This window comes from Streptomyces europaeiscabiei (assembly GCF_001550375.1).
Classification (GTDB): Bacteria; Actinomycetota; Actinomycetes; order Streptomycetales; family Streptomycetaceae; genus Streptomyces; species Streptomyces europaeiscabiei.
Map to the genome: position 1 here is coordinate 1 of NZ_LRTR01000125.1, position 16,202 is coordinate 16,202.

The window sequence follows — 16,202 nt, forward strand, 5'->3', positions numbered from 1 at the left end:
GGGGGCGGGGGTGCGGCGGGAGCCGCGTACGGCGTGGGCGGTGCGCAGGCCGAGGGCGGCGAGCACCGCGGCGACGCAGGCGGCCGTGAGCCAGAGCATCCAGGCGGTGCCGTTGTCCGTGCCGATGCCGATGCCGTGGACCAGGGCGAACGGCCAGGACGCGTACGCCAGCCAGTGCACGGCCCGCCAGGTGCGGTGGCCGACGCGGGCCCGCAGGAGGCTGGTGAGCAGGACGGCGAGCATCAGGTCCAGGGCGACCGCGCCGAGGCCGAGCCAGAGGGGCTGGTAGGCGGAGACGAAGGGGATGAACGGGTCGACGACCGTGATGTCGACGTAGTCGTCGATGACGGCGGCCGCGATGTGCAGGACCAGGAACGCGGTGGCGGAGAGGGAGAGGGCGCGGTGGAGGGAGACCGTGCCGAAGCGCGGCAGGCCGGGGACGCGGGCGCGCAGCGCACCGCGATGCCGAGGAGGACGACGACGGTGAAGAGGACCAGGCAGACGGCGCCGGTGGCTCTGTTGGCGTACCAGAGGATCTCGTCGCTCATGCGGTGGGCTCGGCCTTCGGGGTCGAGGACGGCCAGCCCGGCGTGGTGACGACCGTGCCCTCGTGGGTGACCAGTCGGGCGGGGAGGCCCAGGCGGGACAGCAGGCGGACCGCGCTCTCGCCCTTGACCAGGGCGGCGGTGGTGGCGGCGTTGGCGTCGGCGCAGGTGGCGGCGGCCACCGAGACGGTGCGCCAGGGAGTGGTGGCGGGCCGGCCCGTGCGAGGGTCGACTATGTGGTGGAGGTCGTGGTCGCCGCGGCGCCAGCGGCGGGCCGTGGTGCCGGAGGTGGCGAGGCCGCCGCTGCGAATGCCGACCGTGGCGTACGGGCCGTGCTCGGGGAGGCGGTCGACCGGGGACGTCTCGTCCTGGACGCGGATGCGCCAGCCGCCGGCCGGGGGTTCGCCCGCGACGGCCGTGTCGCCGCCGAGGCTGACCAGGATGCCGCAGTCGGCGGCTCGGGCCAGCAGGTGCGCCGCCTTGTCGGCCGCCCAGGCCTTGGCCGTGGCGCCCAGGTCCAGGCGGACGCCGGGCGGGAGGGTCACCGTGTGCGTGGCACGGTCCAGTTCGACCAGGGTCCAGCCCGGCACCCGCTGCACGGTGAGCCGCACCGGGCGGTCGTCCTCCTGGACCAGGGTGAAGTCCCGGTCGTAGCCGAGGGCCTCCATCGCCGAGCCGACCGTGGGGTCCACCGCGCCGTCCGTGGCGCGGGCGGCGCGCAGGGCCACCGCCAGGGCCTCGGCCAGCAGCGGGCTGACCTTCACGGGGCGCCCTTCGGCCGCGTTGAGCGTCGACAGTTCCGAATCCGCGCGGAAGCGGCTGCAGGCGGCGTCGACCTCGGCCAGGTGCCGGGCGAGGAGCAGGTTGCAGGAGTCGAGCAGGGCCGGGTCGGTGGTGACCAGGCGGACGCTCGTGCCGAGGGCCCGCCAGTCCGCGGCGGCCGTGGGGCGGGAGGTCGTGGGCGTGGTCATCACGACGCCCCCGACGTCGAGTCCGCGGAGCCGTCCGAGGAGGACGTCATCGCGTCGGAGGAGGACTGGAGGTCCGAGGAGGAGTCGGAGGAGGAATCCGAGGAGGAGTCGCTCGAACCGTCCGAGGAACTCGAACCCTCCGAGGCGGAGGAGGAGTGCGACGACGTGTCCGTGCTGCCGGTGCCGCTGTCGCCGCTCGAACCCGTGTCGCCGCTCGTGCTCGACGATGTCGAACTCGCGCCGCTGCCGCTCGCGGTGGTGGCCGCGTCCGCCTGCATCGTGCCGATCAGCGCGAACATGCCGGCCGCCGCAGCGAGCGTGACCGCCGCCGCGGTGGCCGCCGTACGCCGGGCGCCTCTGCGGATCCCCGCGACGGCACCTCGTTCACTGGTCGTCATGACCGTTCCCCTCCGTAGTGACGTTCTGTCACGCCCTACGGTCGGGGAACGGTCTGAGAGAAACCTGTGAGGCGCCTATACGCCGCCGGAGAAGATTCTGAGGGTTTCCTTCAGACGGTGAGGCGGGCGATCGCCTCGTCGACGGTCAGCTCCTCGCGCTCACCGGTGCGGCGGTCCTTCAGTTCCAGGACGCCCTCGGCGGAACGGCGGCCGGCGACCAGGATCTTCGGTACGCCGATCAGCTCCGAGTCGGTGAACTTCACGCCCGGGGATACCCCGGCACGGTCGTCGACCAGGACGCGCAGGCCGGCGGCCCGCAGCTTCTCGGAGACGTCGAGGGCCAGTTCGGTCTGGAGGGCCTTGCCCGCGGCGACGACGTGCACATCGGCCGGGGCGACCTCGGCGGGCCAGCACAGGCCCTTGTCGTCGGCGGACTGCTCGGCGAGGGCGGCGACCGCGCGGGAGACGCCGATGCCGTACGAGCCCATGGTGACGCGGACGGGCTTGCCGTGCGGTCCGAGGACGTCGAGCTTGAGGGCGTCGGCGTACTTTCGGCCGAGTTGGAAGATGTGGCCGATCTCGATGGCGCGGTCCAGCTTGAGGCCGGTGCCGCAGTTCGGGCAGGGGTCGCCCTCCTGGACGACCACGACGTCGACGTACTCGCCGACCTCGAAGTCACGGCCCGCGACGACGTTCCTGGCGTGCGTGCCGGTCTTGTTGGCGCCGGTGATCCAGGCGGTGCCCGGCGCCACCCGCGGGTCGGCGATGTACGTCACCTTCTCGCCCAGTCCCTGCGGGCCGACATAGCCGCGGACCAGGTCGGGGCGGCCCGCGAAGTCCGCCTCGGTGACCATCTCGACGACCGCCGGGGCGAAGTGCGCCTCGACCTTGCCCATGTCGACCTCGCGGTCGCCGGGGACACCGACCGCGACGATCTCGCCGTCGACCTTCACGAGGAGGTTCTTCAGGGTGGCGCAGGCCGCGACGCCGAGGTGCGCGGCGAGGGTCTCGATGGTCGGGGTGTCGGGCGTCGGGATCTCTTCGAGCGCGGGCACGCCGTCGGCGTCCACCGGCTTCAACTCGTAGGTGATCGCCTCGGTGTTGGCCGCGAAGTCGCACGCCGGGCAGTCCGCGAAGGTGTCCTCGCCGGCGCCGGCCGGGGCCAGGAACTCCTCCGACTTCGAGCCGCCCATCGCGCCCGCCGTCGCCGCGCAGATGCGGTAGTCGAGGCCCAGACGCTCGAACACCTTCTGGTAGGCCTGTCGGTGCAGGGCGTACGACTGGGCGAGGCCCTCGTCCTCGGTGTCGAAGGAGTACGAGTCCTTCATCAGGAACTCGCGGCCGCGCAGGATGCCGGCGCGGGGGCGGGCCTCGTCACGGAACTTGGTCTGGATCTGGTAGAGGATCACCGGCAGGTCCTTGTAGGAGGACGCCTGGTCCTTCACGATCAGCGTGAAGATCTCCTCGTGGGTGGGACCGAGGAGGTAGTCGCCGCCCTTGCGGTCCTTCAGGCGGAACAGCTCCGGGCCGTACTCGTCCCAGCGGCCGGTCGCCTCGTACGGCTCCTTCGGCAGCAGTGCGGGGAGGAGCACCTCCTGGGCGCCGATCGCGTCCATCTCCTCGCGGACGATGCGCTCCACGTTGGCGAGGACCTTCTTGCCGAGCGGCAGCCAGGTCCACACGCCGGCCGCCGTGCGACGGACGTAGCCGGCGCGGACGAGGAGCTTGTGGCTGAGCACCTCGGCGTCCGCCGGGTCGTCGCGCAGCGTCTTCGCCATCAACTGGGACATGCGCTGGACCGGTGCGTTCGCCATGGTTCTCGTACTCCTGCCGATGGGGGTCCCCCCGCTCGAGCGCGGCCGAGAGTGGGGAGCGTGATGGCAGGAGGTTAGCCGGGGGGCGGGGGCCCGTGGAAATCCGGCGGTGGCGGGAGGGCGTGGTCCGGCGGCTACCTGCGGCGCAGGGGCAGGGGGGCGCCCATCACCGCGTACGGCCTGGGGGCGCTGGGGAAGACGACCTGACGGGCCAGGTCCGTGTAGCCGAGGGAGCGGTACAGGCCGCGGGCCGGGCTGTCGACGTCGATCGCGGAGAGGATCGAGCGGGGTTCGGTCACGCTGTCGGTGATGGTGGTGATCAGGGTGCGGCCGACGCCGTGGTTCTGGTGGCGGGGGTGGACGTGCAGTTCGGTGATCACGAAGGAGTCGTCCAGCCAGTGCTCGTGGTGGAGGGCGCGGAGGTAGGGCTCCACGACGGTGGACCACCAGTGGCCGCGGTTGTTGGGCATGCCGTAGACGAACCCGACGAGGCGGCCCTCGGCCGTGGCGCCGAGTGCGCGTGCCCCCGGGTAGGTCATGTGGCGGAGGACGATCTGGCGGCGTACGGCCACCTCGTCGGGGGCGAGTCCGAAGGCGACGGCTTGGACTGCGAGGGCCTCGTCTACGTGGGCGGAGAGGTCCAAGGGGCCGATGACGAGGTCCATGGCCGGGAGCCTACAGGGGGGTTCGTGTTGTCTGGGGGGTGCGGGTTGTCTGTGGCTGGTCGCGCGGTTCCCCGCGCCCCTGTGGGTCGCTTCCCCCCGGCGGCGCTCAGAAGTCGAGGCCTCCGCAGCCGATCCCTCAGAACAGCACACTCATGAACGCGCCCACCTCTTGGAAGCCCACCCTTTGGTACGTGCGCCTCGCCGATGTGTTGAAGTCGTTGACGTAGAGGCTGACCAGGGGGGCCACGTCGGCCAGGGCGTAGCGGAGGACCGCTGCCATGCCGGGGGCGGCCAGGCCGCGGCCCCGGTGTTCGGGGGCCACCCAGACGCCCTGGATCTGGCAGGCCCGGGGGGTCGCCGCGCCGATCTCGGCCTTGAAGACGACACGGCCGTCGGGGCCGAGGCGGGCGAAGGAGCGGCCGGCGCCCACGAGTTCGGCGACGCGCGCCTGGTAGAGGAGGCCGCCGTCGCCGGCCAGCGGGGAGACGCCGACCTCCTCGGTGAACATCGCGACGCACGCTGGCATGATCGCGTCCATCTCGTCCTTGCGGATCCGGCGGACGTACGGGTCGGGGGTGACCTCGGCGGGAGCGGGGAGCCGGTCGGTGACCATGAGGGGCTGGTGGGAGCGGACCTCGCGGGCCGGTCCCCAGCTGGGTTCGAGCAGCCGCCAGAGCTGGGCGGTGGATTCGGCGGGGCCGACGACCGAGGAGCAGCGGCGGCCGGCCCGGCGGGCTCGGTCGGCGAAGGCGCGCACGGCGCGGGGGGTGGCGCAGATGGGGACGAGGTTGGCGCCGGCGTAGCAGAGGGAGGTCAGTGCGCCGTCTTCGTACCAGCCCCACATCTCGCCGCCGAGCCGCCAGGGGTCCAGGCCGGCGACCTGGACGCGGGACGTCACGAAGGCGTTCGCGACGGGGTCTCGGTCCAGGACGGCGAGTGCGGCGTCCAGGTCACTCGGTTCGAGGACCCTGGTGGTGGTCTGGGTCAACACGTGCGGGGGCCTCACCCTGGGGTCTGCGCTGGTCTCCGCACGATACCCTGCCGGGCTGTGGCGGGGCGCCCTGTGGCTGCGCCACGGGCGGGCGCCCCATGACCCGGGGGCTACTGCGCTTCGGCGGGTACGGGTTCGTCGTGGCTGGTCGCGCCCACGCGGCGGAGCCGCACATCGGATACAGCCCCGCGCCCCTGAGAGGCCTGCGGCCCCTCAGCCCGCTACCGCGACCGTCGGCTCGCCGGAGGTGATGCCGTCCGCCTCCATCTGTTCGGCGATCTTCATCGCCTCCTCGATGAGGGTCTCGACGATCTTGGATTCGGGGACGGTCTTGATGATCTCGCCCTTGACGAAGATCTGGCCCTTGCCGTTGCCGGAGGCGACGCCGAGGTCGGCCTCGCGGGCCTCGCCGGGGCCGTTCACCACGCAGCCCATGACGGCTACGCGCAGCGGGACCTCCATGCCGGTCAGACCGGCCGTGACCTCTTCGGCGAGCTTGTAGACGTCGACCTGGGCGCGGCCGCAGGAGGGGCAGGAGACGATCTCCAGGCCGCGCTGGCGGAGGTTGAGGGATTCCAGGATCTGGTTGCCGACCTTGATCTCCTCGACCGGCGGGGCCGACAGGGAGACGCGGATCGTGTCGCCGATGCCCTCGGAGAGCAGCGCGCCGAAGGCGACGGCCGACTTGATGGTGCCCTGGAAGGCGGGGCCGGCCTCGGTGACGCCGAGGTGGAGGGGGTAGTCGCACTGGGCGGCGAGCTGCCGGTAGGCGTTGACCATGACGACCGGGTCGTTGTGCTTGACCGAGATCTTGATGTCCCGGAAGCCGTGCTCCTCGAAGAGGGAGGCTTCCCAGAGGGCGGACTCGACCAGCGCCTCGGGGGTGGCCTTGCCGTACTTCTGAAGGAGGCGGCGGTCCAGGGAGCCGGCGTTGACACCGATGCGGATCGGGGTGCCGTGGTCGTTCGCCGCCTTGGCGATCTCCTTGACCTTGTCGTCGAACTGCTTGATGTTGCCGGGGTTGACGCGGACGGCGGCGCAGCCGGCCTCGATCGCGGCGAAGACGTACTTCGGCTGGAAGTGGATGTCGGCGATGACCGGGATCTGCGACTTGCGGGCGATCACCGGGAGGGCGTCGGCGTCGTCCTGCGTGGGACAGGCGACGCGGACGATCTGGCAGCCGGAGGCCGTCAGCTCGGCGATCTGCTGCAGCGTGGCGCCGATGTCCGACGTACGCGTGGTGGTCATCGACTGGACCGACACCGGGGCGTCTCCACCGACCGCCACGGATCCGACCTGGATCTGGCGGCTCTTCCGGCGCTCGGCGAGCTTGGTCGGAACGGACGGCATGCCGAGAGAAATCGCAGTCATCTGCTGTGCAACCCCAAGTTGTGGATCAGGATCGGGTCCCGGTACGGGCGGGCTCCAGGCTTCGAGATTACGGCACGGGCAGGGGCCCGAGCACTCCCCCGCCTCGAATGCACTCGACGGGGCCCCCGTCGGTCCGTAAACCCACCCGTTGGGGAGACTCGCTGCGCAGTTCGGGCACGGATGGGCGGACGCACCCGTACGACGGCGGCCGGGCGCCGCTCCGCGAGCGTGCCCGGCCGCCGTGAACAGACGGGTGACTACGAGATGCGCACCGGGTTCACCAGGTCCGCGATCAGCACCAGCAGCGTGAAGCAGACGAAGATGCCGGCCACCACGTACGCGACGGGCATCAGCTTCGCCACGTCGAAGGGGCCGGGGTCGGGCCGGCGCAGCACCTTGGCCGCGGTCCGGCGCAGCGACTCCCACAGGGCGCCCGCGATGTGCCCGCCGTCGAGCGGGAGGAGCGGGAGCATGTTGAACAGGAAGAGGGAGAGGTTGAAGCCGGCCAGCAGGATGAGGAAGCTGGCGAGCTGCTGGGTGGCGGGGATGTCCATGGTGAAGATCTCACCGCCGACGCGGGCCGCGCCGACCACGCCCATGGGCGAGTCGGCCTCGCGCTCGCCGTCGCCGAAGGTGGCGTCCCACAGGGCGGGGACCTTGGCGGGCAGGGAGAGCAGGGACTCGACGCCGTTCTCCATCATGTCGCCCATGCGGTCCACGGAGTCGACGAAGGAGAGCGGGAGGATGTCGGAGGCGGGGGTGAAGCCGAGCCAGCCGGCGTACACGTACTTGCCCTCGACGTAGCCGCCCTGGCCGTCGGTCTGGCTGACCTGGTTCTTGATGAGGGTGGGGGTGAGGTCGACCTGCTCGCCCTTGCGGTCCACGGTGAGCGTGACCTGCTTGCCGGGGTTGTCGCGGATGTCGGCCTGCAGGGCGGACCAGTCCTCGACGGGGGTGCCGTCGAACGCGACGATCTTGTCGCCGGGCTCCAGGCCCGCCGCCTTGGCGGGAGCCTCCTTGTCGCTGTCCTTGCACTTCGAGCGGTTCTCACTGGCGGAGATGACGCAGTCCGAGACCTTGCTGACCGTGGTCGTCTGGGTCTGGGCGCCGAAGGTCATCATCACGCCGAGGAAGATCACGAAGGCGAGGATCAGGTTCATGAAGGGTCCGGCGAACATCACGATGACGCGCTTCCACGGCTTGCGCTTGTAGAAGAGGCGGTCCTCGTCGCCGGGCTGGAGCTCCTCGAAGGAGGCCGCGCGGGCGTCCTCGATCATCACGCGCCACGGGGAGGTCGAGCGGCTCTCGATCCGGCCGTCCGCGCCGGGCGGGATCATGCCGATCATGCGGATGTAGCCGCCGAGCGGGATCGCCTTGACGCCGTACTCGGTCTCGCCCTTCTTGCGTGACCAGACGGTCGGGCCGAAGCCCACCATGAACTGGGGCACGCGGACGCCGAAGAGCTTGGCGGTCGAGAAGTGGCCCAGCTCGTGCCACGCGATCGAGAACGCCAGGCCGATCACGAAGACCACTATGCCGAGGATGAACATCAGGGTCGTCATGCACGGGCCTCCGCGGTCGTCCGCTCGGTGGGTTTGCCGGTCGAGGTGGTCAGTTCACGGGCTCTGGCGCGCGCCCAGGTCTCCGCTTCGAGGACGTCCGCCACGGTCAGGGAAGTTCCCGTCGCGGGGGTGCCGTGCTCCTCGACGACCCGCGTGACGGTTTCCATGATCGCGTCGAACCGGAGACCGCCGTGCAGGAACGCGTCGACGCACTCCTCGTTGGCCGCATTGAACACCGCCGGGGCGGTGCCCGCGAGCTGCCCGACATGGCGGGCGAGCCCGACCGACGGGAACGCGTCGGTGTCGAGGGGGAAGAACTCCCAGGTGGACGCCTTGGTCCAGTCGAAGGCGGGTGCGGCGTCCGGGACGCGCTGCGGCCAGCCGAGGCCGATGGCGATGGGCCCGCGCATGTCGGGGGGCGTCGCCTGGGCCATCGTCGATCCGTCCGTGAACTCAACCATCGAGTGGACATACGACTGGGGGTGCACGACGACCTCAATGCGGTCGAAGGGAATGTCGTAGAGGAGGTGCGCCTCGATGACTTCCAGGCCCTTGTTGACCAGGGTCGCGGAGTTCACGGTGATGACCGGGCCCATGGCCCAGGTGGGGTGTGCGAGGGCGTCGGCGGGTGTCACGTCGGCGAGTTCCGCCTTCGTGCGGCCGCGGAAGGGGCCGCCGGAAGCGGTGACGACGAGCTTGCGCACGTCGGCCCGGGTGCCGCAGGCGAGGGCCTGGAAGAGGGCGGCGTGCTCGGAGTCGACCGGGATGATCTGGCCCGGCTCTGCCACCGCCTTCACCAGCGGGCCGCCGACGATGAGCGACTCCTTGTTGGCGAGCGCGAGGGTGCGGCCCGCCTTCAGGGCGGCGAGGGTCGGGGCGAGGCCGATGGAGCCGGTGATGCCGTTCAGCACGGTGTGACAGTCGGACGCGGCCACCTCCGTGGCGGCGTCCGGTCCGGCGAGGATCTCGGGCAGGGCCTCCCCGGGCCCGTACGCGCCGGTCAGGGCCTCGCGCAGCGCCGGCACGACGTCCTCGCGGGCGACGGCGACGGTCCGCACGCGCAGGCGGCGCGCCTGCTCGGCCAGCAGCTTCACCCGCCCTCCGGCGGCGGAGAGCCCGGTGACCCGGAAGCGGTCCGGGTTGCGCAGGACGAGGTCGATGGCCTGGGTGCCGATCGAGCCGGTCGATCCGAGGATCACTACGTCCCGTACACCGTCGACCGGGTCGAAGACGAGATGCGGATCGGCGAGAGGGGCTGGACTGTCGCTCATCCCTCCATTGTGGCCGCATCCGGTGTCCGGCAGGACCGCGCGCCCCCTTGATGACCCACTTCGTACGGTCTGTGGTTGACGAGGCCGTTTCTCCGTTTGTGAAGCGCGCGTGAAGACAGGGGTGATATGACTTCTGCCCTGTTGATCCGATTATCGGGTCAACAGATCGTGAACGAGGACCCTGGGGGGATCCATGCACAAGCGCATACGCGCCGCCCTGCCCGCGCTCGCCGGAGCCGTGGCCCTGGCCGGCACCGTGCTGAGCAGTCCGGCCGAGGCCGCCGGCGGTGTGGTCATCCACCGTGTGTACTTCGACAGCCCCGGCAAGGACACGCGGACGAACGCGCAGTACAACGGCGAGTGGGTGCAGATCAAGAACACGAGTTCGTCGGCGATCTCGCTGAAGGGCTGGGTGCTCAAGGACCCCGACAACCACAAGTACACGTTCCTCGACGTGAAGATCGGGGCCGGCAAGTACATCAAGGTCCGCACCGGGTCGGGCACGGACACCAGCGCGACCAAGTACCAGAACCGCAAGGCCTACGTGTGGAACAACACGAGCGACACGGCGACGTTGCTGAAAGCGAGCGGGTCGAAGGTGGATTCCTGCTCGTGGACGACCCGGGACGCCAGCGACAAGTACTGCTGACGCTCTGCGGGGGCGTCTGCCGCTGACGCTCCGCGGGGGCGCCCCTGGGCCGCGGGCCGTATGCGGCTGGTCGCGCGCCCACACGGCGGAGCCGCACATCAGCACAGTCCCGCGCCCCTGAGGACGGCCCTGCCGGCCGGTCTTCAGGAGCGCGGGGAGTCGTGGGACGTCATCGGATGCGGCGGTGGACGTTCTCCTTCTCACTCGGACCGGGTGTCGCGTCGGCGATCCACGGACCCTCGCCCGACGGGTCGATCACGCCTTGCTCAAGCCACTCGTAGGCGCCGCCGAGGACACCCTTGACCACCTTGCGGTCGACGTCGTCGGTGTTGTTCCAGAGGCGGCCGAAGAGTTCCTCGACGCGGATGCGGGACTGACGGCAGAAGACGTCGGCGAGCTGGTAGGCCTCACGGCCGTGATCGCCCGTGGTGCGGAGCAGTTCCGCGCGGACGACGGCCGCACTCATCGCGAAGAGTTCGGCGCCGATGTCGACGATCCGGCCCAGGAAGCCCTGCTTGGTCTCCATACGGCCCTGCCAGCGCGACATCGCGTAGAAGGTGGAGCGGGCGAGCTTGCGGGCGCCCCGTTCGACGTAGCGCAGGTGGGTGGAGAGGTCGGGGTGACCCGCCGGGTGGAAGTCACCGTAGGTGCGCGGGAGTTGGCCCGGACCCGCGACCAGCTTGGGCAGCCACTTGGCGTAGAAGACGCCCGCGTTCGCGCCCGCCTTCGCCTTGTCGGAGAGGGACTTCTCCGGGTCGATGAGGTCGCCGGCCACGGAGAGGTGGGCGTCGACGGCCTCACGGGCGATCAACAGGTGCATGATCTCCGTGGAGCCCTCGAAGATCCGGTTGATGCGCAGGTCGCGCAGGATCTGCTCGGCGGGGACGGCCCGTTCGCCGCGCGCCCGCAGCGAATCCGCCGTCTCGAAGCCGCGGCCGCCGCGGATCTGGACCAGTTCGTCGGCGATCTTCCAGCCCATCTCGGAGGCGAACAGCTTCGCGAGGGCACCCTCGATGCGGATGTCGTTGCGGTCCTCGTCGGCCATCTGCGAGGACAGGTCGAGCACCGCTTCCAGGGCGAAGGTGGTGGCGGCGATGAAGGAGATCTTCTGCCCGACCGCCTCGTGGTGGGCGACCGGCTTGCCCCACTGCTCACGGGCCGCCGACCACTCGCGGGCGATCTTCAGGCACCACTTGCCGGCGGCGACGCAGGACGCCGGGAGCGAGAGCCGGCCGGTGTTGAGGGTGGTGAGGGCGATCTTCAGGCCCGCGCCCTCGGGGCCGATGCGGTGGGCGGCGGGAACCCTGACCTGGTGGAGACGGGTGACGCCGTTCTCGATGCCGCGCAGGCCCATGAAGGCGTTGCGGTTCTCGACGGTGACCCCGGGCGAGTCGCTCTCCACGACGAAGGCGGTGATGCCGCCCTTGTGTCCGTCGGACTTCGGCACCCTCGCCATGACGACGAGGAGGTCGGCGACCACACCGTTCGTCGTCCACAGCTTCACGCCGTCGAGGACGTAGTCGTCCCCGTCCGGCACCGCGCTGGTGGCGAGCCGGGCCGGGTCCGAGCCGACGTCGGGTTCGGTGAGGAGGAAGGCGCTGATGTCGGTACGGGCGCAGCGAGGCAGGAACTTCTCCTTCTGTTCGGGGGTGCCGAACAGTTTCAGCGGCTGCGGTGCGCCGATCGACTGATGCGCCGAGAGCAGGACGCCGATGGCCGGGCTGGCCGAGCCGACGAGGGCCAGCGCCTTGTTGTAGTACACCTGGGTGAGGCCGAGACCGCCGTACTTGGGGTCGATCTTCATGCCGAGGGCGCCGAGCTCCTTGAGTCCGTTGATCACCTCGTCGGGGATGCGGGCCTCGCGCTCGATCAGGGCCCCGTCGACCTTCGTCTCGCAGAAGTCGCGGAGCTTGGTCAGGAACTGCTCGCCGCGCCGGACTGCCTCGTCGGTGGGGAGCGGGTGGGGGTGGATGAGGTCGAGGCGGAACCGGCCCAGGAACAGTTCCTTGGCGAAGCTGGGCTTGCGCCAGGCCTGCTCCCGGGCGGCCTCCGCCACCTGTCGGGCCTCACGTTCTGTGACGACGGGCTTCTTGAGGGGTGGGGCGGACATGAGGCTCACCTCGCCGCGAATCGGGATCTCGTACCGGATGGGTACCTGAATGGTTACCGATGGGTGCTACTCGATCGTTGGTACCCGATTCGGGGTGACCCCGCCACCCCTCGCGTGCGCGATCGGCCGCTTCGACCGCCGCGCGCGCCCTTCTCGGCCGATGCGACCGCGCCGCCTTCGTGTCCGGCCGGCCCGTTCGTCGAAGACGTCGGTGTCCGCCTCGCACTCTCGCGACCCGGTCGTCACCGCGCCCTCCTGAACTTGCCGTCGAGTTCTAGACTGGGGGCGGTCGGAGCGCCCCGAAGGGGCGCGGGGAACCGCGCGAGAAGCCCCACCGACTCGCAGCCGCCACCCGACACACCCCCACCATCGTCCTGGGCGTCCGGCGAATTATCGAAGCGCTTCGACAACCTATGGACACCCATCCACCGCCCGGCTACTGTCGAGCCACCCTCACTCGCCTTTGTTCAGAGATAGCGCGCTGTCGAAGCGCTTAAACACGCTTGGAGAGCTGGATGGTCACCCTCGCCGAGGTCGCCCAGCACGCCGGAGTCTCGGCGAGCACGGTGAGCTATGTCCTCAGCGGCAAGCGGTCCATCTCCGCGGGCACCCGGCAGCGGGTCGAGCGGAGCATCCAGGAGCTCGGATACCACCCGAACGCGGGGGCCCGCGCCCTGGCGAGCAGCAGGTCTAACATCGTCGCCCTGATGGTGCCGCTGCGCACCGACATGTACGTCCCGGTGATGATGGAGATCGCCATAGCGGTGGCCACCACGGCGCGCACGTACGGCTACGACGTGCTGCTGCTCACCGGAGAGGAGGGCCCCGACGCGGTGCGCCGTGTCACGGGCAGCGGGCTCGCCGACGCGATGATCCTGATGGACGTGGAGCTCGACGACGAGCGGCTGCCGCTGCTGCGTGGCACCGACCAGCCGTCGGTGCTCATCGGCCTGCCGGCCGACACCAGCGGCCTGACCTGCGTCGACCTCGACTTCGGGGCGACGGGGGCACTGTGCGTCGAGCATCTGGCGATGCTCGGCCACCGCGACATCGCGGTCATCGGCGAGGCACCCGCCGTGTACGAACGGCACACCGGTTTCGCCGAGCGCACCCTCGACGGACTCCGGTCCCGGGCAAAGGAGTTGGGGCTGCGCGTGCTGCACCGTCCCTGCGAGGGCGGCTACGACGCGATGGCCGCGACCCTGGCCCGGATCTTCGACGAACGGCCGGGCACCACGGGGGTCGTCGTGCAGAACGAGTCCGCGGTGGAGCCGCTGCTCGCGCTGTTGCGGCAGCAGGGGCGCGCGGTGCCGGAGGACGTCTCGGTGATCGCGGTCTGCCCGGACCAGGTCGCCGTGCAGGCCTCGGTACGGCTGACGTCCGTGGCCATCCCCGCCCAGGAGATGGGCCGGCGGGCCGTGGAGCAGCTGATCGCCAAGCTGGAGGGCAGGGACGCCGAAGAAGTGGTGCTCCTCGCCCCCGAGTTGACGATTCGCGCGAGCACGGGACCACTGTCCACCACCGGCTGAGCCCCCGTCGTACGCACACCGTCGCGGACAGGACGTCGCGGACAGGGCGTCGTACGCAAGTCGCCGTATGCAAGCCGTCGTACGCAAGTCGCCGTACGGCCCCCTCCTCCCTTCCCGCTTCCTCCTTCTCTCCCACCGCCCGGCCCGCCGGAGCCGAGCCGGGTGTGCCGCCCCTCCTCCCTCCAGGAGACCTCCCGTGAATCAGCCTGCCGAGAACCAGACCCCGACGGGCGCGGTCAGCCTCGCCCAGTCCTCCCCCACCGTCGGCACGTTCCGTGAGCGGGACGGCGCCCTGGAGTGGAGCGGACGCCAGGAGACCCTGCGGATCGAGCCCTGGGGCCCGGACGCGGTCCGGGTCCGCGCCCGCCTGGGCGGCCCGGTCCTCGAGGGGCTGCCGGGCGCCCTGCTCGACGAGGCGGAGAGCACCGAGAGCAGCGTCAAGATCGAGGACGGGCTGGGCCGGCTGACCGTCGGCGCGCTCACCGTCGAGGTGAACGCCGAGGGCCTGATCCGCTACAGCCGCACGGCCGACGGTCACGAACTGCTGTCGGAGGCCCGCGCCCATTTCTGGTGGCCCGGCTCGCGCCTCTACACCGCCGTCGGCAACGGCTACCACCGCCTGGAGCAGCGCTTCGCCGCGTACGACGACGAGAAGCTGTACGGCCTCGGACAGCACCAGCACGGGCGGCTCGACCAGAAGGGCCTGGTGCTCGACCTGGTCCAGCGCAACGCCGAGGTCGGCATCCCGGTGCTCACCTCCAGCCGCGGCTACACCCTGCTGTGGAACAACCCGGCGATCGGCCGCGTGGAGCTGGCCGGGAACGGCACCCGCTGGGTCGCCGACTCGGCCCGGCAGATCGACTACTGGATCACCGCGGGCGACCCGGCCGACGCGCAGCGCCGCTACAGCGCGGCGACGGGGCGCTCGCCGATGCTGCCTCAGTGGGCGGCCGGTTTCTGGCAGTGCAAGCTGCGCTACCGCACGCAGGACGAACTCCTCGCCGTGGCACGGGAGTACAAGCGGCGGGGCCTGCCCATCGACGTCATCGTCTGCGACTTCTTCCACTGGACGCACCTCGGTGAGTGGAAGTTCGACCTGAGCGAGTGGCCCGACCCGGCGGCCATGGTCCGGGAGCTGGACGAGCTGGGCATCAAGCTGGTGGTGTCCGTGTGGCCGTCGGTCTCGCCCCTGAGCGAGAACCACCACCTCATGGAGCAGCGCGGCTACTTCATCGGCACCCAGTACGGGCCGATGGCGCACGCCGACTGGCCCGACAAGGAGGTCGCGTCGACGGTCCAGGTGGCGTTCTACGACGCGACGAACCCGGAGGCACGGGAGTTCGTGTGGTCGCGGGTGAAGGAGAACTACCTGGAGCCGTACGGCATCAAGGCGTTCTGGCTGGACGCCTGCGAGCCGGAGATCAAGCCGGGCTTCCAGGAGAACCTGCGTTACTGGGCGGGGCCCGGCCTGGAGGTCGGCAACATCTATCCGGCCGAGATCGCCCGTACCTTCTACGAGGGGCTGAGGGCGACCGGTGAGGAGGAGATCGTCTCCCTCAACCGTTCGGCGTGGGCAGGCAGCCAGCGGTGGGGGGCCGCGCTGTGGTCCGGTGACATCGGCACCGATTTCACGACGTTGCGCCGGCAGATCGCGGCGGGCCTCAACACCGCGCTGTCCGGCATCCCCTGGTGGAACACCGACATCGGCGGCTTCCATGGGGGCGACCCCGACGATCCGGAGTACCGCGAGGTGATGGTGCGCTGGTTCCAGTTCGGCGCGTTCTCGCCGCTGATGCGGCTGCACGGCTTCCGTGAGCCCGGTATGCCGCTGGGGCCGGCCATGACCGGGGGACCCAACGAGGTCTGGTCGTACGGGGAGGAGGCCGGGGCGATCCTGGAGGCGTACCTGCGGCTGCGGGAGCGGTTGAAGCCGTATGTGCTGCGGGTGATGCGGGAGGCCCACGAGGAGGGGCTGCCGGTGATGCGGCCGCTGTTCCTGGAGTTCCCCGGGGACGAGCGGGCCTGGTCGGTCGACGACGCGTATCTGTTCGGGCGGGACGTGCTGGTCGCGCCGGTGCTGGAGGCGGGGGTGACTGCCTGGACCACGTATCTTCCGGCGGGGGCCCGGTGGACTGATGCGTGGACCGGGGAGACGTACGAGGGGGGTGCGTCCGTGACTGTGGATGCGCCGCTGGAGCGGATTCCGGTGTTTCTGCGGGACGGGGTGTCGTTGCCGATCGCCGAGTAGGTATCGGTGCGGGAGTGGGCGGACGGGGGTTTCCGCGGCTCGGCGGTTACGAGGTGCCGCTGCGCCCACCCGTGCCGC

General features: G+C 70.8%; 13 protein-coding genes. 3 read left to right on the forward strand and 10 right to left on the reverse strand.

The window, feature by feature from the left end; genetic code table 11:
• The 9 genes from AWZ10_RS05645 to dxr all read right to left on the reverse strand — a co-directional run.
• Positions 1-531, reverse strand: a 531-nt coding sequence (locus tag AWZ10_RS05645) for a ferric reductase-like transmembrane domain-containing protein (protein WP_341846080.1), incomplete at its 3' end; no start/stop codon positions are given.
• Between the two features lie 13 nt (positions 532-544).
• On the reverse strand, positions 545-1,516 hold the full coding sequence (locus AWZ10_RS05650; protein ID WP_060890583.1) for an FAD:protein FMN transferase: 972 nt from the start codon (positions 1,514-1,516) through the stop codon (positions 545-547).
• Positions 1,516-1,914, reverse strand: a complete 399-nt coding sequence (locus tag AWZ10_RS51380) for a hypothetical protein (protein WP_060890584.1) — start codon at positions 1,912-1,914, stop codon at positions 1,516-1,518. Before AWZ10_RS51380 ends, AWZ10_RS05650 begins: the two co-directional genes overlap by 1 nt.
• 110 nt (positions 1,915-2,024) lie before the next feature.
• Positions 2,025-3,728, reverse strand: a complete 1,704-nt coding sequence (locus AWZ10_RS05660; protein WP_060890585.1) for a proline--tRNA ligase — start codon at positions 3,726-3,728, stop codon at positions 2,025-2,027.
• Between the two features lie 134 nt (positions 3,729-3,862).
• Positions 3,863-4,393, reverse strand: coding sequence for a GNAT family N-acetyltransferase (locus AWZ10_RS05665; RefSeq protein ID WP_046703303.1), 531 nt, complete (start codon positions 4,391-4,393; stop codon positions 3,863-3,865).
• A 136-nt stretch (positions 4,394-4,529) separates the two neighbouring features.
• Positions 4,530-5,384 (reverse strand): GNAT family N-acetyltransferase, encoded by an 855-nt coding sequence (locus AWZ10_RS05670; protein ID WP_046703304.1) that lies wholly within the window; start codon positions 5,382-5,384, stop codon positions 4,530-4,532.
• A gap of 213 nt (positions 5,385-5,597) precedes the next feature.
• Positions 5,598-6,755: a flavodoxin-dependent (E)-4-hydroxy-3-methylbut-2-enyl-diphosphate synthase gene (gene ispG, locus AWZ10_RS05675; protein ID WP_046703305.1), complete on the reverse strand. Its 1,158-nt coding sequence runs from the start codon at positions 6,753-6,755 to the stop codon at positions 5,598-5,600.
• A gap of 257 nt (positions 6,756-7,012) precedes the next feature.
• A complete protein-coding gene (locus AWZ10_RS05680) occupies positions 7,013-8,317 on the reverse strand; it encodes a M50 family metallopeptidase (protein WP_060890586.1) in 1,305 nt (434 codons plus the stop codon).
• Entirely contained in the window at positions 8,314-9,588 is a 1,275-nt protein-coding gene (dxr, locus tag AWZ10_RS05685) for a 1-deoxy-D-xylulose-5-phosphate reductoisomerase (protein WP_046703307.1), read from the reverse strand. Before dxr ends, AWZ10_RS05680 begins: the two co-directional genes overlap by 4 nt.
• Positions 9,589-9,781: 193 nt before the next feature.
• Here dxr and AWZ10_RS05690 point away from each other — a divergent pair, with 193 nt between their 5' ends.
• A complete protein-coding gene (locus AWZ10_RS05690; RefSeq protein ID WP_060890587.1) occupies positions 9,782-10,237 on the forward strand; it encodes a lamin tail domain-containing protein in 456 nt (151 codons plus the stop codon).
• Between the two features lie 169 nt (positions 10,238-10,406).
• Here AWZ10_RS05690 and AWZ10_RS05695 read toward each other — a convergent pair whose 3' ends face one another.
• Positions 10,407-12,347 (reverse strand): acyl-CoA dehydrogenase family protein, encoded by a 1,941-nt coding sequence (locus AWZ10_RS05695; protein ID WP_046703309.1) that lies wholly within the window; start codon positions 12,345-12,347, stop codon positions 10,407-10,409.
• 515 nt (positions 12,348-12,862) lie between these two features.
• On the opposite strand from AWZ10_RS05695, the gene AWZ10_RS05700 reads away from it, so the two are divergent.
• Positions 12,863-13,876 (forward strand): LacI family DNA-binding transcriptional regulator, encoded by a 1,014-nt coding sequence (locus tag AWZ10_RS05700; protein ID WP_046703310.1) that lies wholly within the window; start codon positions 12,863-12,865, stop codon positions 13,874-13,876.
• A gap of 196 nt (positions 13,877-14,072) precedes the next feature.
• On the forward strand, positions 14,073-16,124 hold the full coding sequence (locus AWZ10_RS05705; RefSeq protein ID WP_046703311.1) for a glycoside hydrolase family 31 protein: 2,052 nt from the start codon (positions 14,073-14,075) through the stop codon (positions 16,122-16,124).
• The last annotated feature ends 78 nt before the right edge of the window (positions 16,125-16,202 follow it).